At 66.6% G+C, this 19525-nt stretch carries 22 protein-coding genes; 13 read left to right on the top strand and 9 right to left on the bottom strand.

The window, feature by feature from the left end:
- Nucleotides 1–105: 105 nt before the first annotated feature.
- Nucleotides 106–417, bottom strand: a complete 312-nt coding sequence (locus PVW46_RS26660; protein WP_043138058.1) for a DUF6476 family protein — start codon at nucleotides 415–417, stop codon at nucleotides 106–108.
- Here PVW46_RS26660 and PVW46_RS26655 point away from each other — a divergent pair.
- The gene (locus PVW46_RS26655) at nucleotides 416–1438 is read left to right on the top strand and encodes an RluA family pseudouridine synthase (RefSeq protein ID WP_069209073.1); all 1023 of its coding nucleotides are present in this window, start codon (nucleotides 416–418) and stop codon (nucleotides 1436–1438) included. The two genes, PVW46_RS26660 and PVW46_RS26655, sit on opposite strands and share 2 nt — an antisense overlap.
- A gap of 60 nt (nucleotides 1439–1498) precedes the next feature.
- Entirely contained in the window at nucleotides 1499–1864 is a 366-nt protein-coding gene (locus PVW46_RS26650; RefSeq protein WP_069209074.1) for a cupin domain-containing protein, read from the top strand.
- Between the two features lie 3 nt (nucleotides 1865–1867).
- Here the strand turns inward: PVW46_RS26650 and PVW46_RS26645 are convergent, their stop codons facing one another.
- A complete protein-coding gene (locus tag PVW46_RS26645; protein WP_069209075.1) occupies nucleotides 1868–2509 on the bottom strand; it encodes a DUF4386 domain-containing protein in 642 nt (213 codons plus the stop codon).
- Nucleotides 2510–2792: 283 nt separating this feature from the next.
- Between PVW46_RS26645 and rpoH the strand changes: the two genes are divergently transcribed.
- Nucleotides 2793–3689, top strand: coding sequence for an RNA polymerase sigma factor RpoH (gene rpoH / locus PVW46_RS26640; RefSeq protein WP_043138049.1), 897 nt, complete (start codon nucleotides 2793–2795; stop codon nucleotides 3687–3689).
- Between the two features lie 146 nt (nucleotides 3690–3835).
- Here the strand turns inward: rpoH and PVW46_RS26635 are convergent, their stop codons facing one another.
- Nucleotides 3836–4846, bottom strand: coding sequence for a leucine-rich repeat domain-containing protein (locus tag PVW46_RS26635; protein WP_069209076.1), 1011 nt, complete (start codon nucleotides 4844–4846; stop codon nucleotides 3836–3838).
- Between the two features lie 125 nt (nucleotides 4847–4971).
- Here PVW46_RS26635 and PVW46_RS26630 point away from each other — a divergent pair, with 125 nt between their 5' ends.
- The 3 genes from PVW46_RS26630 to PVW46_RS26620 all read left to right on the top strand — a co-directional run bounded on the left by PVW46_RS26630 (nucleotide 4972) and on the right by PVW46_RS26620 (nucleotide 6965).
- Nucleotides 4972–5946, top strand: a complete 975-nt coding sequence (locus PVW46_RS26630) for a Gfo/Idh/MocA family protein (RefSeq protein WP_069209077.1) — start codon at nucleotides 4972–4974, stop codon at nucleotides 5944–5946.
- An 83-nt stretch (nucleotides 5947–6029) separates the two neighbouring features.
- Nucleotides 6030–6560, top strand: a complete 531-nt coding sequence (locus PVW46_RS26625; RefSeq protein WP_069209078.1) for a Plug domain-containing protein — start codon at nucleotides 6030–6032, stop codon at nucleotides 6558–6560.
- A gap of 270 nt (nucleotides 6561–6830) precedes the next feature.
- The gene (locus tag PVW46_RS26620) at nucleotides 6831–6965 is read left to right on the top strand and encodes a hypothetical protein (RefSeq protein WP_274578249.1); all 135 of its coding nucleotides are present in this window, start codon (nucleotides 6831–6833) and stop codon (nucleotides 6963–6965) included.
- A gap of 65 nt (nucleotides 6966–7030) precedes the next feature.
- Here the strand turns inward: PVW46_RS26620 and PVW46_RS26615 are convergent, their stop codons facing one another.
- Complete coding sequence (locus tag PVW46_RS26615) at nucleotides 7031–7999, bottom strand: NADPH:quinone oxidoreductase family protein (RefSeq protein WP_069209079.1); 969 nt, start codon at nucleotides 7997–7999, stop codon at nucleotides 7031–7033.
- A 293-nt stretch (nucleotides 8000–8292) separates the two neighbouring features.
- On the opposite strand from PVW46_RS26615, the gene PVW46_RS26610 reads away from it, so the two are divergent.
- From PVW46_RS26610 to PVW46_RS26595, 4 genes are all read left to right on the top strand, one after another.
- Nucleotides 8293–8667: a helix-turn-helix domain-containing protein gene (locus PVW46_RS26610; protein ID WP_043138040.1), complete on the top strand. Its 375-nt coding sequence runs from the start codon at nucleotides 8293–8295 to the stop codon at nucleotides 8665–8667.
- A 49-nt stretch (nucleotides 8668–8716) separates the two neighbouring features.
- Nucleotides 8717–9526: an inositol monophosphatase family protein gene (locus PVW46_RS26605; protein ID WP_069209080.1), complete on the top strand. Its 810-nt coding sequence runs from the start codon at nucleotides 8717–8719 to the stop codon at nucleotides 9524–9526.
- An 87-nt stretch (nucleotides 9527–9613) separates the two neighbouring features.
- A complete protein-coding gene (locus PVW46_RS26600) occupies nucleotides 9614–10975 on the top strand; it encodes an 8-oxoguanine deaminase (RefSeq protein ID WP_069209081.1) in 1362 nt (453 codons plus the stop codon).
- A gap of 11 nt (nucleotides 10976–10986) precedes the next feature.
- Nucleotides 10987–11484, top strand: coding sequence for a CAP domain-containing protein (locus PVW46_RS26595; RefSeq protein ID WP_229754771.1), 498 nt, complete (start codon nucleotides 10987–10989; stop codon nucleotides 11482–11484).
- 13 nt (nucleotides 11485–11497) lie between these two features.
- On the opposite strand, the gene PVW46_RS26590 is transcribed toward PVW46_RS26595, so the two are convergent.
- Nucleotides 11498–11893, bottom strand: coding sequence for a DUF6524 family protein (locus tag PVW46_RS26590; RefSeq protein ID WP_043138035.1), 396 nt, complete (start codon nucleotides 11891–11893; stop codon nucleotides 11498–11500).
- Between the two features lie 140 nt (nucleotides 11894–12033).
- Between PVW46_RS26590 and PVW46_RS26585 the strand changes: the two genes are divergently transcribed.
- Nucleotides 12034–13329 (top strand): adenylosuccinate synthase, encoded by a 1296-nt coding sequence (locus PVW46_RS26585; protein ID WP_069209082.1) that lies wholly within the window; start codon nucleotides 12034–12036, stop codon nucleotides 13327–13329.
- A gap of 32 nt (nucleotides 13330–13361) precedes the next feature.
- A complete protein-coding gene (locus tag PVW46_RS26580) occupies nucleotides 13362–13589 on the top strand; it encodes a DUF2842 domain-containing protein (protein ID WP_069209083.1) in 228 nt (75 codons plus the stop codon).
- Nucleotides 13590–13704: 115 nt separating this feature from the next.
- Here the strand turns inward: PVW46_RS26580 and PVW46_RS26575 are convergent, their stop codons facing one another.
- Nucleotides 13705–15879 carry a hypothetical protein gene (locus PVW46_RS26575; protein WP_274578248.1) on the bottom strand — a complete coding sequence of 725 codons (2175 nt, stop codon included), beginning with the start codon at nucleotides 15877–15879 and terminating at the stop codon, nucleotides 13705–13707.
- A gap of 121 nt (nucleotides 15880–16000) precedes the next feature.
- Here PVW46_RS26575 and PVW46_RS26570 point away from each other — a divergent pair, with 121 nt between their 5' ends.
- Nucleotides 16001–16687, top strand: a complete 687-nt coding sequence (locus PVW46_RS26570; RefSeq protein WP_069209085.1) for a thiamine diphosphokinase — start codon at nucleotides 16001–16003, stop codon at nucleotides 16685–16687.
- On the opposite strand, the gene PVW46_RS26565 is transcribed toward PVW46_RS26570, so the two are convergent.
- Genes PVW46_RS26565 through purD form a run of 3 tightly spaced genes read right to left on the bottom strand, consistent with a single transcriptional unit; the run spans nucleotide 16608 to nucleotide 19442 of the window.
- The gene (locus PVW46_RS26565) at nucleotides 16608–17558 is read right to left on the bottom strand and encodes a DMT family transporter (protein WP_069209086.1); all 951 of its coding nucleotides are present in this window, start codon (nucleotides 17556–17558) and stop codon (nucleotides 16608–16610) included. The genes PVW46_RS26570 and PVW46_RS26565 overlap by 80 nt on opposite strands.
- A gap of 47 nt (nucleotides 17559–17605) precedes the next feature.
- The gene (locus tag PVW46_RS26560; RefSeq protein ID WP_069209087.1) at nucleotides 17606–18184 is read right to left on the bottom strand and encodes a hypothetical protein; all 579 of its coding nucleotides are present in this window, start codon (nucleotides 18182–18184) and stop codon (nucleotides 17606–17608) included.
- On the bottom strand, nucleotides 18177–19442 hold the full coding sequence (gene purD, locus PVW46_RS26555; RefSeq protein WP_069209088.1) for a phosphoribosylamine--glycine ligase: 1266 nt from the start codon (nucleotides 19440–19442) through the stop codon (nucleotides 18177–18179). Before purD ends, PVW46_RS26560 begins: the two co-directional genes overlap by 8 nt.
- Between the last annotated feature and the right edge of the window lie 83 nt (nucleotides 19443–19525).

The following is a 19525-nucleotide window of genomic DNA, read 5'->3' as shown; positions in this document are numbered from 1 at the left end:
CCGCAAAGACGCCCGCCCGCCGACCCTTTGGACAGCCTGCGCCTGTCTTGCGTTTCCGGAGACGCCAGACGCCAAGCTGCGTGCCGGTCCGCCGCAGGCGGTCTGTCACTCTCCGGGTTCGATCCGCATTTCTTGGCGCAGTTTGCCGGTGGCGCGGTCGAAGATCAGGATGCGGTCATCCGCCGTGATCACCGCGTACCAGTCGGTGCCTTGCGTGTAGGCGCTGGCGGTGGTGCCGTCGGGCAGGGTGATGACCTCTGGCAGCGGGGCGCGTGCATTGCTATAGCGGTGCCAGATCAGGCCGAGGATCCCGATGATCCCGGCAATCATCACCGCCGTCAGAACCGTGACCAGAATGCGCAGAAAGCGCAGCGAGGGCGGCTCGGGCAGATCGTCTTCGGGATCGGGAGAGGCCATGACCATCCTTCGTATCGTGATTTCGGCGGATCCGCCGGTGCGTCTTGATAAGGCGCTGGCGCGCGATGTGCCAGAGGCGGCGGCCTTGTCGCGCACGCGTCTGGGCCGGCTGATCGTCGAAGGTTCCGTCAGCCGCGGCGGTGTCCCCGTGACCGATCCCAAGGCGCGGGTCGCGGAAGGGGACGAGATCGAGATCGTCGTGCCCGAGGCGCAGGAGTATGACGTTGTCGCCCAGGACATCCCGTTGACGGTGCTTTGGGAAGACGAGGATCTGATCGTCGTCGACAAGCCCGCCGGGATGGTGGTGCACCCTGCGCCCGGATCACCGGACGGGACGCTTGTGAATGCGCTTTTGCATCATTTTGGCGGTGCGCTGTCCGGGGTGGGGGGCGAAAAGCGGCCGGGCATCGTGCACCGGATCGACAAGGACACCAGCGGCTTGCTGGTGGTGGCGAAATCCGATCGGGCGCATCACGGTCTGGCCGCGCAATTCGAGAAACATACCGTGCGGCGGGCCTACCTGGCCCTGGCCCACGGTGTGCCAGATCTGGCCGATCCGCGGCTCTTGAACACGCGGGGCGTCTCCGTCGGGGGCGAGGGCGGCGTCACCATCACCAGCGGGCTGGCGCGGCACAAGACCGACCGCCAGCGGCAGGCGGTCTATTTCGATGGGCAGGGGCGGCACGCGATCACCCATGTGAAACTGCTTGAGCGGTTTGGCTCTCCGCCCAGCGTCAGCCTGGTGGAATGCCGGCTGGAGACCGGGCGCACGCACCAGATCCGCGTTCACATGGCCCATGCGGGCCATGCGCTGATCGGCGACCCGGTCTATGGCGGGCGGCGGAAACTGTCGGAAAAGGCGCTGGGCGCGGCCTATGATCTGGCAAGGGGCTTTGACCGGCAGGCGCTGCACGCGGCGGAACTGGGGTTCGACCACCCGGTGACGGGCGAGGCGCTGATGTTCCACAGCGATCTGCCGGAGGACATGGCGGGCCTGCTGGCCGCGCTGCGCGCCCTCTGAGACACTTGGCGGACCGGAGCGCCGCTGTCATCATTGCATCGGGCCGTGGAGGAGACGCCGATGCATTACCAGCTACTTTATTGCGACGAGGCGGGCGAAAGCCATTGGCGCAAGGTCGAGGTGCCGCTATCCGAACAGGTCTTTGCGCCGCCGGCGCAGGATATCCTGGTCTCTGCGCCTGATGCGGCGCAGGCCATGATCTGGCTGCGGCTGGAAGCAGGCTGGAACGAGCCCATCCATCCAACGCCCAAACGGCAACTCTTGATCTGTCTTTCGGGCGGGATCCGAGTCACCGCCAGTGACGGTGAGGCGCGGGATTTCGGGCCGGGCGATTGCTGGCGGATGGAGGATACATCCGGCAAGGGGCACCACACGTGCGTGACCGGCACGGGCGCGTTCGACTGCGCAATAGTGCAGTTCGACTGAGGCTCAGATCCTGCCCGTGATCAAGAGCCAGAGGCAAAGCGCGCTTTCGGCCAGGATGCAGACCAGGTAGGCGGGCTGGAAGGCCTCTGACAGCAGCGGGGCGGTCAGGCGCAGCAGGCTGCCGGTGAGGTAGACGAGGCCCGCCGCCGCGATGCCGAGGGCGATGATCCGAGGGGTGGCGCCCAGCGACAGCAGGCGCGCCATCAAGAGGCTGTTCACGCCGAAGAGGATCAGCCCGATGTCATAGCCCAGGGCGTGCATCTCTGTCATGTGGACGGCCATGCGCGGCAAGTCCGCCAGCAGGGCAGGGGCGCTGGCCAGGGCGATCAGGCTGGCGCCGATCAGCACCGCCTGTCCCAGCCGAAAGACCATCGCCGCGCGGGCCAGCCCCTCGGCCCTGTCACGCAGCATGGCGAAGAACAGCAGCGCCAAAGCGATATCCGTGAGCAGCATGACGACGTCCGCCAGAAGGCTCAGCCGGAACTGCGGCAGGTTTGCGCCGATGGCCGCTGCGATTTCTTGTGGTGAGCCGGCAAGCAGGGGGCCACGCAGGACGATCTCTGCGGTCAGGCCACAAAGGATGATCACGAGGTAGAGCGCACCGGCTGTGCGGACATGAACAGGCGAGGGAGCGAGGGCTTGCATGGTGGCGTCTTTCTTGCAGATGGACGGATGTGCCCTGCTATCCCATGCGAATAGATTTGATTATCCGCGTATTTTGCACTATAATCATGCGTAAACGTATATGTTTCAACTCATCAGGAACCGAGCACGTCTCTGTGACGCTATGACATAAAGGATGACGTCGTCACCTATCGAGCTTAACTGCGCTAACGCTAACGGATGCGGGACTTGAACTATTCAGTTCAGGTTCCTACCTGATGTTAAAGCCCGTAACATGCGGGTCCGAACGGAGGGAACAGACAAGATGTCGAACTATGCAAATCTCCCGGCGCCCTCGCCGGAAGCGGGTCTGAGCCGCTACCTCCAGGAAATCCGGAAGTTCCCGCTTCTGGAGCCGGAAGAGGAATACATGCTGGCCAAGCGCTGGGTCGAGAACGAGGACACCGAGGCCGCACACAAGATGGTCACCTCGCACCTGCGCCTGGCGGCCAAGATCGCGATGGGCTACCGCGGTTATGGCCTGCCCCAGGCCGAGGTGATCTCCGAGGCCAACGTGGGCCTGATGCAGGCGGTGAAACGCTTTGATCCGGAAAAGGGCTTCCGACTGGCCACCTACGCGATGTGGTGGATCCGCGCCTCGATCCAGGAATACATCCTGCGGTCCTGGAGCCTTGTCAAACTGGGCACGACCAGCGCGCAGAAAAAGCTGTTCTTCAACCTGCGTAAGGCCAAGAGCCGCATCGGCGCGCTCGAGGACGGCGACCTGCGGCCCGAACATGTCGAGAAGATCGCCACCGACCTTGGTGTGACCGAGGATGAGGTGATCTCGATGAACCGGCGCCTGTCCGGCGGCGATGCCTCGCTGAACGCCACCGTCGGCTCCGAAGGCGAAGGCACGATGCAGTGGCAGGACTGGCTGGAAGACGAGGATGCCGATCAGGCCGAGGATTACGCCGAGCGTGACGAGCTTGAGGCGCGCCGCGCCCTGCTGGCCGAGGCGATGGATGTCCTGAACGACCGGGAAAAGGACATCCTGACCCAGCGCCGGCTGGCGGAATCGGCGGTCACGCTGGAAGAACTGTCCGGCCAGTACGACGTCTCGCGCGAACGTATCCGCCAGATCGAGGTCCGCGCCTTCGAGAAGCTGCAAAAGCGGATGCGCGACCTTGCCAGGGAACAGGGGATGCTGTCGGCTGTCTGAGCCGGTTTCTCCCTCCGTTGAACGCGAAAGGCGGGGCAATGCCCCGCCTTTTTCATCTCCGCCGCCCTGTGCGGGGGATCATTTCTGGTAGAGCGGGCCGCGCTTCCAGCCTTCCTCGGCGATGAAACCGGGCAACTGGCTGCTCATCAGGATGCGGTCGCTGTTGATCCGCAGCATGATGTCGGTGGGCGTATCCAGCAGCGGCGTGAAATCCGTGACCCGCTGATGTTCATGTAGATCGCCACCAGCTCGGGCAGGTTGGACAGGGCGGAAATATCTGTCACCGGCGTATCCGAAAAGCTGAGCAATTGCAGCGATTGAAGGCCCGCGAGAGGCGAGAGGTCACTGACCTGGCTGCCGGTCAGGAACAGGGTTTGCAGCTTGTTCTTGCCCGCGAGGGCAGAAATATCCCCGATCTGGCTGTTCTTGCCCCTGAGCACCTCCAGGTTGTCCGCCGGAGCCAGGGCTGAAATATCCGTCAGGCTGGCGCCTTCCGCCCAGAGCTCGCGGAAAGCCGGGCCCAGGATCAGCCCGTCGAGACTGATGATATCCTCGCCGTCGATGTTCAGCAACTCCAGGGCAGGGGTCGGGCCAAGGCCCGCGAGGTCGGGCAGGGAAACGCCGTTGAATCCCAAGACCTTGAGGTTGACCATCGCGCCGTCGGCGCGGATGTCGTGCAGGTTCGGACCGTTCAGGCGCAGGTTCTCGATCCGGCCCAGCGTCGCCCGGGGCAGATCCGACAGGCCGAGGGAGTCCTTGATCCATAGCCCCCGAAGCGCGGGCAGTCCGTCGAGAAAGGTGAAATCGCTGATCTCGTTGTCCTGCAGGCGCAGGGCCTGCAGCACGGGCAGGTCCAGCCCGTCCCAGCGCGCGCCGGGCAGGTCCTGGACCCGTAGGGCGCCAAGGTCCGTCAGCACGTTCAGCGCGGCCAGATCGACGACGAGGGCGGGATCGCCGTTGCCAGCCAGTTCCAGCGACTGCACCCATGTGGCGGCGGCAAGTTTTGACAGCTCGTCCAGTTCCGCGGGGCCAAGAACGATCCTTCTGTCCTCTGGTGAAATGCAACTGTCGCCAATGGGCAGGCAATCCTGCGCCAAGGCGGTTCCGGCGACGCTTCCTGCAACAATGGAAAGGGCAATGAAAACTCTGCGCAGCATGGATCGGCACCCATCAACCAATGATCTTCAGAGCGGATGCCGTGGCCGTCGCCAGAGGTCAATGCGGCGTTTTCAGGCCCCTCCGCTTGGGGTAGGGTTGGCGCTAACAAATCTGGGAGAGAAACATGACCGATCACGTTCGCTGGGGCATTCTGGGCGCGGCGAAATTCGCGCGCGAACACATGGGGCCGGCCATTCACATGGGGCGGCGCGGTCGGCTGGCGGCGCTGGCGACCTCCTCGCCCGACAAGGCCGCGCCCTTTGCCGCATTGGCGCCGGGGCTGACCGTGCACGACAGCTATGACGCCCTGCTGGCGGACCCCGGGATCGACGCGGTCTACATCCCTCTGCCCAACCACCTGCACGTCGAATGGGCGATGAAGGCGCTGGAGGCGGGCAAACATGTGCTGGTCGAGAAACCACTGGCGATGACGGCGGCAGAGTTCGACCCGGTGATCGCCAAACGCGACGAAACCGGGCTGCTGGCGGCAGAGGCCTACATGATCGTGCACCATCCGCAGTGGCACAAGGCCAGCCAGTTGTACCAGGAGGGCGCCATAGGCAAGCTGGTGCGGGTCTCGGCGGCCTTTTCCTACGACAACCGCGCCGATGGTCAGAACATCCGCAACCGGCCCGACACCGGCGGCGGCGCGGTGCCGGACATCGGCGTCTACATCTACGGCGCGACGCGTTTCGTGACCGGGGAAGAGCCGGACGAGATCCTCTCGACCGTGGTCGAGCGTGAAAACGACGTGGACGTCTGGACGCATATCACCGCGCGTTTCCCCTCGTTCCACTATACCGGCGTGGTCTCGATGCGGATGGCGCCCTGGCAAGAGGTGGTCTTTCACGGCGAAGAGGGTGTGATGAAGCTGACCGCGCCCTTCAACGCCGGCGTCTACGGCGAGGCGCGGGTCGCGGTACAATCCAAGGACCTGGTCGAGACGGTGCACCGCTTTCCGGCGGACAACCACTATGTCCACCAGGTCGAGGCCTTCAACACCAGCGTCCTGGACAAGGCGCATTACCCCTGTCCGCTGGAGTTCTCGCGCGGCACCCAGGCGATGATCGACATGGTCTGGGCCAAGGAACGGGGTTGATCGGACCCGCCAACCCGCCCGGGGCATTGGTCAGCGCGGCCCGTGTCTCGGGATTTCTTGAATTGATTCTTTTTGTCAACTAATTGCCCGGAAAACAAAATAGCACGCCAGACAGCCTGTCCCTGAAGGTCATCCAGCTGCTCGGACATCACGATGCGAGGGGACAATATGACCGGACCGACTGGGCGCGGGCCTTTCTGCTGGGCACCGACCCGGTGTTTCTGGGCACGCTTCGCATCATTCCCGAGCCAGCCCAGACGCTGCTGGGCGACCACAGGATCGACGAGGAGCAGCTGGAGCAGCGCAATCCGGTCTCGGTGGCCGATGTCTTCCGGGGCGAATCCTCGGTTGCCGTCAATGGTGGCCCGGCCATCGCGCAAAAGGTCGTCGTCAACGGGATCGAGGAAAGCCTGCTCTTTGTCACCATCGACGCTGCGCGGAAGAACAAGTCCGCCTTTCACCACACAGGCAACATCCTCTTTGACCCGGCGCTGCTGAATTCGGTCGAGGTCAGCGAGGGCATCGGCCCCGCCGACGCCGGGCCGAACGCCTGGCCTATACCACCAAGGACGCACGCGATTTCCTGGAACCGGGCGAACGTCTTGGCGGGTTAACCTCGCTGCGCGGGGCAGGGCTTCCGGCGCTCGCTCACCCTGTTCGGACAGGAAGAGCGGTTTGAGCGGCTGCTCAGCGGCACCCGCCAGACCGGCGGCGATTACAAGGATGCAACGGCAAGACCGTGGCGGGCACAGAGGCGGACCTGTCGGCCTATGTGCTCAAGTTCTCCTTCACCTCTGACACCCAGGACACCGGACGCCGGTCGGCCCAGGCCGGTCCCGGCGGGATTCTCTTTACCAGTCCCGACCAGCGTCGAGGGGCTGGAGGTGCGGCTGGACGTCGAGAACCTTTTTGACCAGACCTATGCCAGCCGCAGCGCTGACGACCTTGGCTTTGGCAACGCCGTCCCCCTGAACGAGCCGGGCCGGACGATTTCCCTCACCGCAAGCCTGCGGTTCTGAGGCGGAGAGGGCGGCCGATAAGCAGGGCCGCCCTCTGGTTTTCAGAAAAGGCCTGTCGCTGACGGTCAGAGATCGGCGACGGTGATGACCACCTTGCCGGTCGATTTTCGGCTGCGCAGCAACTCCATCCCTTCGGCGGCCCGCTCCAGCGGCAGGACGTGGCTGATATGCGGTTTCAACCGTCCCTCGCCATGCCAGGCCATCAGCTGCGCCAGCGATCCGGTCAGCACATCGGGCCGGAAGGCCAGGTAGCCGCCCCAGTACAGGCCCATGACCGAAAGGTTCTTGACCATCAGGTGATTGGCCTTGATTTGCGGCACGTCGCCGCTTGCAAAGCCGATGCTCAGCAGGCGCCCCTCGGGGTTGCACGACCGGAAAGCGGCGGTGAACTGGTCGCCGCCCACCGGGTCATAGACCACGTCCGCCCCGCCAAGCGCCTTCATCTCGGCGCGGATGTCGCCGGATTCGGCGTCGATCAGGTGGTCGGCGCCTGCCTTTTTCGCCGCCTCCAGCTTGTCGGCGCCGCGCGCGCAGGCCACGACACGCGCGCCAATCAGCTTGCCGATCTCGACGGCGGTCAGCCCGACGCCACCCGCGGCGCCCAGCACCAGCAGCGTCTCGCCGGGCTGCAGGCGTGCCCGGTGATCCAGTGCAAGGTGGCTGGTGCCATAGGCGATCTGGAACCCGGCGGCATCGGTCCATCCCATCGTGTCGGGCAGCTTGACCGCGCGCGCCGCCGAGAAACAGCCGTAGTCCGCAAGCCCGCCCTGGCCGCCAAAGACCGCGACTCGGTCACCCGGCGCAAAGCCTTTGACGTCAGGTGCCGTTGCGTCAACGATTCCCGAAACCTCCATTCCCAGCACGAAAGGCAGGGCGGGCGTGTCCTGATAGGTGCCTTTCTGCATCAGGAGATCCGCAAAATTCAGTCCGCAGGCGGCGATCCTCAGGCGGATTTCACCCTCTGCCGGTTCGGGGATTGCAACATCGCTCAGGCGGGCGGGCGTGTCGTGATCGGTCAGGAAAAAGGCGCGCATTCCATCCTCTGCATATGGTTTTTCAATTGCCTAGCCGAGATTGCCCCTCAGGCAAAGCACCCGCGCCGGGGCCTGCGGCAAAATGAAGTGTAACCGAATGCTTTCCGGTCAAGTTCAACTTTGTCGTGTTTTTCCCCGCTGTGCACCATCAATAGGTGGTTGCGCGACTTGATTTTGAGGACCGTTATGATGTAGCACATTAGGCCATAGACGTGTAGGATGATGCTGGTTCTGGGGGATTTGGGGTACGGTCCCGGCTCATCTGTTCACACCCATAGAACAGGAAGACACAGATGGCGCACCCCGTTGACGTTCACGTCGGCAAACGCATTAGGCACCGTCGCTGGCTCGTCGGCATGACGCAGCAGCAGCTGGCCGAACGCGTTGGCATCAAGTTCCAGCAGATCCAGAAGTACGAGACCGGCGCGAACCGCGTCAGCGCCTCGCGGCTCTGGGACATCGCCGAGGCTCTGGACGTCCCGGTCAGCTTCTTCTTCGAGGGCATCGAAAACGAGAACGCTGCCGAAGAGGGCGCCGCGGAGTCCGTGCCCGCAGACATCATGGGCGACAAGGAAGCCCTGGACCTGGTTCGCTCGTATTACGCGATCCCGGAAAACCAGCGCCGCCGCCTCTTCGAACTGGCGCGCGTCCTGTCCGACGTGGCTTGAGCCCTGCGCGCCGCTGCTGTAGCCCGGAACCGGGTTACAGGAGGGGCGCATGGACCGGATCCCGTCGGAGCTTGCCAAGGAACTGATCGACACGGCGGAGGCCTTGGCCGACGCGGCAGGCAAGGCGATCCTGCCCTTTTTCCGCCAGCGCGGCCTGACAGCCGAAAACAAGGACGCGGGCACCGGGTTCGACCCGGTGACCGCAGCCGACCGCGCCGCCGAACAGGCCATGCGCGCGGTCCTTGCCGACAGGCGCCCCGGCGATGCGATCCTGGGCGAGGAATACGGCACCCGGACCGGCACGACCGGTCTCACTTGGGTCCTTGACCCGATCGACGGCACTCGCGCTTTCCTGGCGGGAACCCCGACATGGGGGGTGCTGATCTCTGTCCGCGATGATACCGGCCCGGTCTACGGCATCATCGCCCAGCCCTACACGCAAGAGCGGTTCCGCGGCGGCCTGTCGCGCGCGGATTTCACCGGGCCGCACGACGCAGGTCCGCTGGCCGTGCGCGGCACGCAGGCCATCGACCAGGCAATCCTTTTCACCACCTTCCCCGAGGTCGGCACGCCCGAGGATCGCGCCGGGTTCGAACGCGTGGCCGCACGGGCGCGACTGGTGCGCTATGGCATGGATTGCTACGCCTACGCGCTGCTGGCAGCGGGCCAGATCGACCTGGTGATCGAGGCGGGGCTGCAAGCCTATGACATCCAGGCGCCCATCGCCGTGATCGAGGCGGCGGGCGGGATCGTCACCAATTGGGAAGGCGGTCCGGTGCATGACGGTGGCCGCGCCCTTGCCGCCGCGACGCCGGAGCTGCACGCCGCGGCGCTGGACCTGCTGCGCACCGCGGGCTAAAAAAGGCGCGGGCGGTCACGCGTCCTTCCCTTTTCTGGCGTGCCTCACCCTGTCTCTCACCGAAAAGGGCTTTCGTGAGGGGCTGACATGGCACAATCCACAAATGCACAAACCGAAATCCTGATCTGCAACGCGCGGACCGTCCTGTGCATGGACGACGACAAGCGGGAACTGACCGGCGCCGATATCCTGATCCGCGACGGCGTGATCGCGCAGATCGGGCAGGGGCTGACAACCTCAGGGCGCATCGTCGAGGCGGGCACCTGCGTGGCCACGCCCGGCCTCGTCAACACACACCACCACCTGTACCAGACGCTGACCCGCGCGGTACCGGGCGGGCAGGACGCACTGCTGTTTGGCTGGCTGCAGACGCTCTACCCGATCTGGGCGCGGTTCGGTCCCGAAGAGATGTTCGTCTCGGCCCAGGTGGGGCTGGCGGAACTGGCGCTTTCGGGCTGCACCATGTCCTCGGACCACTTGTACCTCTACCCGGGCGGTGCGCGGCTGGACGACACCATCGCCGCGGCCCGCGAGGTGGGCCTGCGGTTCCATCCCACGCGCGGCGCCATGAGCATCGGCGAAAGCGACGGCGGTCTGCCGCCGGATTCGCTGGTCGAAGGCGAGGCGGCGATCCTCGAGGATTGCATCCGGGTGATCGACGCCTTTCACGACGCATCCGAGGGCGCGATGGTGCGCGTCGGCGTCGCCCCCTGTTCGCCCTTTTCGGTCAGCCGAGAGCTGATGCGCGACGCGGCGATCCTGGCCCGGGACAAGGGCGTCCGCCTGCATACACATTTGGCCGAAAATGATGAGGATATCGCCTATTCCCAGGCGCAGTTCGGCTGTCGCCCCGGCCAATACGCCGAGGAACTTGGATGGACCGGCGAGGATGTCTGGCACGCCCATTGCGTGAAACTGGAAGGGCAGGAGATCGACCTTTTCGCGCGTTCCAAAACCGGCGTCGCCCATTGTCCCTGTTCCAACTGTCGCCTTGGCAGCGGGATTGCCCCGGTGCGCGCGATGCGCGACGCGGGGGTGCGCGTGGGTCTTGGCGTGGATGGATCGGCCAGCAACGACGCAGGCAACCTCGCAGCCGAGGCGCGCCAGGCGATGCTGTTGCAGCGGATGGCGCGCGGCGCCGACGCCATGAGCGCGCGCGAGGCGTTGTGGATCGCCACGCGCGGCGGGGCACAGGTGCTGGGCCGCGACGATTGCGGCCAGATCGCGGTGGGCAAACGTGCGGATATCGCGCTCTGGGATGTCGGTGGGCTGGAAAGCGCCGGTAGCTGGGATCCGGCGGCGCTGCTTCTGGCCGGACCGCAGCGCGTCCGGTATCTTCTGGTCGAGGGCCGGTTGGTGGTCGAGGACGGGCGGATCGTCAGCTTTGACATCGACGCGGCGGTGGCGCGGCAGAACGCGCTGGCGCGCAAGCTGGCCGAGGCGCTTTAGGGGGAAATGACATGCGGCTGGTCTGGATGATGGCGCTCTGCGCGGCGGTGGCCTCTTGCGGTTGGGTGCCGCAGGGGCGGTTCTCCGGACAGGGCGGCATGCGTGCCGAACCGGCCTCGCGTGGCTTTGGCGGCTTTGCCGAGGGGCAGGGGGGCGCGGCGCTGAACGCCTTTCGGGCCGAAAACGGACTGCCGCCGCTGACGCGCTCTGCCCGGCTGGAAGAGGCCGCGCGTTTCCATGCGCAGGACATGGACCGCAAGGGCTTCTTCGACCATGTCGGCCCGGACGGCAGCAACCCGATGAGCCGCGTGCAAAAGGCCGGCTACCGGCCCTGCGTCATCGCCGAGAACATCGCCCAGGGGCAAAGGTCGCTGGGCGAGGTGATGTCGGACTGGGCCGGGTCGCCCGGCCACCGGCGCACCATGCTGTCGCAGGGGGCCACGGAATACGGGCTGGTGCGCAGTTCCAATGACAGCTGGGTCATGGTCGTGGGGCGCGACGGCTGCTGAGCCGCCGCGGGCCTTATTCCTCGACGTCGTCCATGTCGACCTGGCCCGACAGCTTGCGCCGGATGATCGACCAGCTGAGGCCCACCCCCAGCACCAGCGACAGGGCAAAGATGCCGATCCAGGTCGACAGCTTGGGGTCCGACAGGTCGAGCAGCCCGTAATAGACCAGCGCCCAGAGAATCGCGGCCACCAGCCCCAGCACCAGCGCCATGCCGAAGACCCCGATCGAACGCAGCGTGGCCCGCAGGTAGATGATGTAGCCGATCAGCAGGACGATCCCGAAGAGCACCACCAGCGGCAGGTTGCCGTCCGTATTGTTCATGGCCCAGCGGATATAGTTGACCTGGCTCGGGTTGTAGGTCGCGGCCAGCAGGACGAAGGCAAAGAGCCAGCGCAGCAGGAAACTCATAGGGGCACCTCCAGAGGTTTGCCGCCTTGCTGCCCTGACGGCGCGCGCCTGTCCAGTCTCTTGCGGCGATTTTGCGGTTTCGCAGTCGGCATTGCGCGCGTATACACGCGCGGGTTTGCAACGCCGTAAAGGGGAATGTGATGGCAAATGTCGTCGTGGTTGGCGCGCAATGGGGTGACGAAGGCAAGGGCAAGATCGTCGACTGGCTGTCGAGCCGGGCCGATGTGATCTGCCGTTTCCAGGGTGGCCACAACGCCGGGCACACGCTGGTCGTCGATGGCAAGGTCTACAAGCTGCACGCGCTGCCGTCTGGCGTGGTGCGCCGGGGCAAGCTGTCGGTCATCGGCAATGGCGTGGTGCTGGACCCCTGGCACCTGTTGTCCGAAATCGAGACGATCCGCGCGCAGGGCGTCGAGATCACGCCCGAGACGCTGATGATCGCCGAGAACACGCCGCTGATCCTGCCGATCCACGGCGAGCTGGACCGCGCCCGAGAGGCGGCCGCACGTCCGGGTGCCAAGATCGGCACCACTGGACGCGGCATCGGCCCGGCCTACGAGGACAAGGTGGGCCGCCGCGCGGTGCGTGTTGCCGACCTCGCCGATGAGGCCACGCTGCAGGCCCGGGTGGACCGTGCGCTGGCGCATCACGACCCGCTGCGCCGCGGCCTGGGGATCGAGCCGGTGGACCGCGACGCGCTGATCGCTCAGCTGCGCGAGATCGCGGGGCATATCCTGGAATACGCGGCCCCGGTCTGGAAAGTGCTGAACGAGCGCCGCCGCTCCGGCCAGCGCATCCTCTTCGAAGGCGCACAGGGGGCCCTGCTGGACGTGGATTTCGGCACCTATCCCTTTGTCACCTCCTCGAACGTGATCGCCGGGCAGGCAGCCACCGGCACCGGCATCGGCCCGGGCGCCATCGATTTCGTGCTGGGCATCGTCAAGGCCTACACCACCCGCGTGGGTGAGGGGCCCTTCCCGACAGAGCTGGACGACGAGGACGGCCAGCGCCTGGGTGAGCGGGGCCATGAGTTCGGCACCACGACTGGCCGCAAGCGTCGCTGCGGCTGGTTCGACGCGGTGCTGGTGCGCCAGACCTGCGCCACCTCCGGCGTCAACGGCATCTCTCTGACCAAGCTGGACGTACTGGACGGGTTCGAGACGCTCAAGATCTGTGTCGGCTACGAGTTGGACGGCAAGGTTCTGGACTACCTGCCCTTCGCCTCCGAGGAACAGGCGCGCTGCGTGCCGGTCTACGAGGAAATGGAAGGCTGGAGCGAATCGACCGAAGGCGCGCGCAGCTGGGCCGATCTGCCGGCAGCGGCGATCAAGTACGTCCGCCGCGTCGAGGAACTGATCGGTTGTCCGGTGGCCCTGTTGTCCACCTCGCCCGAGCGTGACGACACGATTCTGGTCACGGACCCCTTCGCGGACTAACTGCATCGGCAGGATCGGAAAGGAGCAAGACAATGGCACTCAGCTACAAGGCGCGCAGGCGCTGGTCCCTTTTCGTGCTTCTGGTGGGGTTCCCGCTCTATATCGTGGTGGCCTGGGGTGTGCTGAGCCGCCTGGACCTGTGGCACCTGCCGGTGGCGGTGGAATTCGTGATCTACGTCTTTTTCGGCGTGGCCTGGATCCTGCCGCTGAAGCCGATCTTCAAGGGGGTCGGCCAGGCCGACCCCGACGCCGGAGAGTGACGGCAGGACGGATGCTTGTTGCCTGCGGCAACCGCGTCCCGCCCACCGTCCCTTGAGGCTTGCACAAAAAAGCCCCCGTGCCTGGCACGGGGGCTTTGTCGTTCCGGCGGCGGGATCAGCCGTTGGCGGCGGGCTTGAAGCTGATCGTTTCGGCGGCGGTAAAGCGTCCGCCCGAGGTCTTGCGGATCTTGCCCTCGCGCAGCAGCTGGCCAAAGCTGCGCAGCCGGTCCTCGCGTGAGCTGTCGGTGACCTCGGCCTGGCGCAGCGTTGTCATCAACTGCGGGCGCGAGAACTGATCCCGGCCCTCGACGTAGGACATGTAGGCGGCGGCGGCCTCCAGCAGTTCGGGCAGCTCGGCGGCGCCCACATCCTGCGCATAGGCGGCAAAGCCCGAGGCCATGCCGGCCTCTGGGGCCTGGGTTTCGGGCGCGGGAACCGTGCGGCGCACGCGGCGCGGGCGGACCGGACCGGCCTCGGATGCGTCGGGGGCCGGGGCGACACGCTGTTCGGCCACCAGCTTCAGCGGCGTCGGTGCGTCGTTATGGGCCGCGGGGCGCGGGCTGGGGTGGCTGACGCTCTGCGGGCGGCGCGGGCGCACCACGCTGGCCAGGTCTTCGCGGTAGGGTTCCTGTTCCTCGGCCGCATCGACCTTTTGGCCCAGCAGACGGTCGGCCTTGGTCGCGGCCACGGCGGCGCGCAGGTGGGCGATGGCGCTGCGCCGGCGGTTGCCCTCGGGTTCGTCCATCTCGGTGTTGGTCTGGTCCAGCAGGCGCGAGGTATCTCCGTCGCCGACCTCACCTTCGGTCAGCATGGCGCGGGCCGGGCTGGCCAGCTTGACGGCCTTGCGCGCGCTGTCCTGGACCACTTCGGCCACCTCTTCGTCCCAGTCGGGCGCGAGGTCTTCCTCTTGCTCGGTGATCGGGTTGTCCAGACGCAGCGGCGCGGCGGCTGTCATCAGGGCGTCGTCTTCGTCATCGTCCGCGGCGGTGTCCGTGGTGTCTGCCAGGGCTGCGTCGTCATCCTCGTCCCAGGCGCCGAAATCGCTGGCCAGTTCCGCCTTCACAGCGGCCAGTTCGCGGGCCAGTTCCTCTTCTTCCTCGGGGCTGAGGCTGCTGGTGTCATCCGGGGTGAAGCCGTCGGGCGCGGGCTCGTCCAGTACCTCTTCCAGCGTGCCTTCGTCGATGGCCTGTTCAAAGGCGGCGCGCTTGACCTTGACGATGCGCGCGCGCACCGGGGCCGGCTCGGGCCGATCCTCGGGGGACAGGTCGTCGACGGGCGCGGCTGTCTCTGCCTCCGGGTCCGGCGCGGCCTCTGCCGCCCAGGCCCGGTCAAGCGCGGCCTCGGGGTCATCCTCGGGCGCCTCGTCCAGATCGTCGATCTCGTCCGGTTCGGCATCCGGGCGCATCGGGCCGGTGGCCAGCGCGGCGGCGGCGGCGGTCGTAGCGACCAGGGGCAGGGCGCCAGAGGCCGGTGCGTCTTCCTCGTCGTCGTCCTCGGCCATCAGGCTGGCCACGGCGGCGTCCAGCGCGCTGTCGTGATCCGCTTCCGGCACGTCCAGGTCGTCGGAGAGGTCCGAAACAACCTCGGCGTCCTCCTCCTCTTCGTCAAAGAGGGTAACGTCCAGCTCGGCGGCCTCGGTATCGCCGCTTTCGACGACCAGTTCGTCCAGCAGCGTTTCCAGCGCGTCACTTTCCGGGGCTTCCTCGGGCGTCTGGTCCAGTGCAACCCGAGGCGCGTCAGCCTCGTCCTCGACAGAGGCGACGACGGCGCGGATCCGGTCCAGCTTGGCCGTGATATCGTCCGGTGCGGAGGGCTGCGGAGCAGGCGCAGCCTCCGTCCCGTCGGGGGCCACGTCGTCCAGCGCAACCTCGGGCACGAGGTCGGCGGTCGCGGGCTCCGGTCTTTCGGTCAGAACGGCAGTGGCCTCGATGGTGTCGTCATCGGGCAGCAGGTCATCGGCGGCGACCTCTTCAGTGCGGCCCGACATCGCGGCGGCCATTGCCCCGGCAGAGGCGGCGGCGGCCATGACGCGTGGCGGGCTGCCAAGGGACAGCGTGCCGCTGCCCGGTTCGGCCAGGCGGTCTCGCAGGTATTCCGAGGCCAGCTCGGGGTCGAACTGCGGTGGTTCGGCGCCAAAGAACCGGTCCTCTCCCACGACGCCGCGGAAGAATTGCGTGGCCTCCTTGACGACCTCCAACGGATCGTCGAATCCCTCGGCGGTGCAGGAGAAGGTGCCGTAGGACACGGTCAGGATCTTGCTCGAACTCACCATCGTGCTGCTCACTTTCATTCGTTCTGCAACAGTGTGTTTACCACGCTGACCGGGACGAAAGCTGATCGAATCTGTGCCCTGAAGGGTATCATTTCGTGACCGGATTGTGGTCTGTTTCGCAAAGCGCCATTAATTCGCCATGAAGTCTAAAATTGTTCATAGCGACGCGCCAGTCCTCCTCGTGGGTGGTGGCGAAGTCGACAACGCGGTGCTGGCCCGGGCGGTGCAGGCGGCGGAAGTGGTCGTTGCGGCCGACAGCGGCGCAGCGGCGGTGCTGACGCAGGGGCGGATGCCCGACGCGGTCTACGGAGACATGGATTCGCTGGCGCCAGAGGTGCAGGCCCGGCTGGATCCGGGCGTGCTGCGGCCCATCGCGGAACAGGACAGCACCGATTTCGACAAGTGCCTGCGCCATATCTCGGCGCCGCTGGTCTTTGGCTACGGGTTCCTGGGCAAGCGGCTGGATCACCAACTGGCGGCCATGACGGTTCTGACCGGGCGTGCCGATGTGCGCTGCATCCTGATCGGGGCCGAGGACGTGGTCCTGCTGTGTCCGCCGGACCTGTCGATGGAGCTGGCCCCGGGCACGCGGCTGTCGCTGTTCCCGATGGCGCCGGTCACCGGCCGGTCAGAGGGTCTGCGCTGGCCCATCGACGGGCTCAACTTTGCGCCCAGCGGCCCGGTCGGCACCTCGAACGAGGTGACGGGGCCGGTGCGCCTGTCGATGGATGGGCCCGCTATGCTGCTCATCCTGCCGGCGGAATGCCTGAATGCACTGCTTTCGGGACTGGCGGCCGCGCCCGGTGAATGGCCCGCTCGCGCATGACGATATACAGCCCGGCGGCGATGGTCACACCGATCCCAAGCGTCGCCAGTGGCCCCGGCAGGTCTCCGAAGATCACGTAGCCCACGGCGGTGGCAAAGGGGATTTCCAGGTACTGCATCGGCGCCAGGGTCGAGGCGGGCGCATAGCGCAGCGACCATGTCATCAACAGGTGCGCCAGCGTCCCCGCCACCCCCATCGCCGTGATCAGCCACCAACCGCGCGCCGAGGGCGCGACCCATGCCAGCGCTTCGACCGCGTCGCGCGGCGTCAGCGCCATGACCGGGACCATGATCGCCAGGGCAATCACGGCAGAGACCGCCTGCATGGCGATGGGATCGGTTTCGCCGGCGATGCGTCGGGTCACCAGCATGAACAGGGCAAAGACCACCGCCACCCCCAAGGGCAGCAGCGCAGGCCAGCCGACCTCGGAAAAGGCGGGCTGCACCACCATGAGCGTGCCGACAAACCCTACCGCACTGGCCGCCAGCCGGCGCCAGCCCACTTCCTCTCCCAGGAACCAGAAGCCCAGCAGGAGCAGGATGAAGGGCATGACATAGGCGATGGCAATGGCATCGGCCAGCGGCAGGTACAGAAGCGAGGTGAAGACCAGCGAGATCCCCGCGATATGCAAGAGCGTGCGCAGGGTGACATAGAACAGGATACGCCCGTCCATCCGCCAGACTCGGCGCGTCGCCACGGTCAGCGGCACAAGGATCGCCGCCTGAAAGGCAAAGCGCAGGGTCACCAACTGGCCCACCGCCATCTCCGGGCCCAGCAGCTTTGCCAGCGCATCGCCAAAGGGCGCCAGCAGGCAGAAAGCCAGCATCAGGGCGATGCCCAGCATGGGACGGTCAAGATCGGTGTTGCTCATGCGCGGACCCTAGCGCCGGGACCACGGCGGCGAAACGGCAAAAGCGCCTAGCTGCCGCCGGGGCGGTCCAGGCCGTCCAGCAGCGCGGGCAGGGTGGAGACGGGGGCCTCCGGCCGGCGGCGCCAGGGGGCGTGGCCGTGCATGATAACGGCCCCGAAAAGGGCCAGGGCGGCAACCGGCACCACCATGCCCACCAGCCGGTCGGCATCGACCCCGGTGGCCAGCGCCGCGATGCCAAGGCCCAGCCCCATCACCAACGCCAGCACCCCGATCCCGAACCAGACCATGCGCAGCCTGCCGCCCTCGCCGATCCGCACCGGCAAGTCGGGCGCATGATGGGCCATCCGCCGGGCCACGGCCTGGCACAGCGCGCGGTGGGCCGCCCGGTCCGGGTGGTCGCGGGGCAGGCCCAGGCGGCTGTTGATGGCGATCCGGATCAGGCCTGACGGCGCCGTCAGATCCAGCCGCCGCATCCGCATCAACTGGATCCTGGTATCGACAAGGGTGGCCTGTCCGACCGTCGAGAGATCGAGCGTTCCCGGCGGCCCGGTCAGCGTGTCGCCGTCCAGCTGCCAGTCCTGCGGCCCGCGCAGGGGCGCGGGGCGAAAGCTGTAAGTCTCAGTCAAGCGCGCGCCAGCCGATGTCGCGGCGATGCACGCCCTCGGGCCAGTCCACGGCATCCACCAGCGCATAGGCACGGTCGCGGGCCTCTTGCAGGGTGGTGCCGCGCGCCGTCGCGTTCAGCACCCGCCCGCCATTGGCCAGCACCTTGCCGCCCTCGGCCTTTGTCCCCGCGTGGAACATCATGTGGAAACTGTCCTCGGGCAGGCTGTCCAGCCCGCGGATTTCCGTGCCCTTCGCATAGTCGCCGGGATAGCCCGAAGCGGCCATGACCACGGTCATGGCGTGATCCTCGGCCCATGTGACCTGCGCCTCGGCCAGCCGCCCATCGGCGCAGGCATGCATCAGGTCCAGCGCCTGCGCCCCCAGTCGCAGCATCAGCACCTGGCATTCCGGGTCTCCGAACCGCACGTTGTATTCCACCAGCCGGGGCTGCCCGTTCTCGATCATCAGCCCGACGTACAGCACGCCCTGGTAGGGCATCCCGCGCCGCACCATCTCGGCCATCGTCGGGCGCACGATCTCTTCCAGCGCCTTTTGCGTCACGGCCTCGTCCATGATCGGCGCGGGGGAATAGGCCCCCATGCCGCCGGTGTTGGGGCCGGTGTCGCCTTCGCCGATGCGCTTGTGATCCTGCGCGGTGCCGATGGGCAGGCAGGTCTCGCCATCGACCAGCACGAAGAAACTCGCCTCTTCGCCGGTCATGAATTCCTCGATCACCACCTCGGCGCCCGCGCCACCAAAGGCGCCGCCGAACATGTCGTCGACTGCCGCGCAGGCCGCCTCGACGGTCTCGGCGATGATCACCCCCTTGCCGGCGGCCAGCCCGTCCGCCTTGACCACGATGGGCGCGCCCTGGGCGCGGATATGGGCCCTGGCCGCTTCGGCCTCCGTGAAATGGCCATATCCAGCGGTTGGGGCATCCACGGCGGCGCAGATTTCCTTGGTAAAGCTCTTCGAGGCTTCCAGCCGGGCGGCGGCGGCAGAGGGGCCGAAGACCAGGATGCCCGCCTCGCGCAGGCGGTCGGCCACGCCGGCGGCCAGCGGCGCCTCGGGGCCGATGATGACCAGGTCGATGGCGTTTTCGCCGGCGAATTCCGTCACCGCGCCGGGGTCCTCGATGTCCAGCCGCGCGCATTCGGCGATCAGGGCGATGCCCGCGTTGCCCGGGGCCACGATCAGCTTGTCGCACTTGGGGTTCTGGAGGGTGGCCCAGGCAAGACTGTGTTCGCGGCCGCCGCTGCCGAGGATGAGGATATTCACGGGCGCACTCCTTTGCTGGCCGGGGCGGGGGCTCTGCCCCCGACGCGCGGGGCGCGACTCCCCCGAGGTATTTTCAAAACCAA

The organism is Mameliella sp. AT18, from assembly GCF_028807275.1.
GTDB lineage: Bacteria > Pseudomonadota > Alphaproteobacteria > Rhodobacterales > Rhodobacteraceae > Antarctobacter > Antarctobacter albus.
This window is presented reverse-complemented; position numbering and strand designations above follow the sequence as displayed.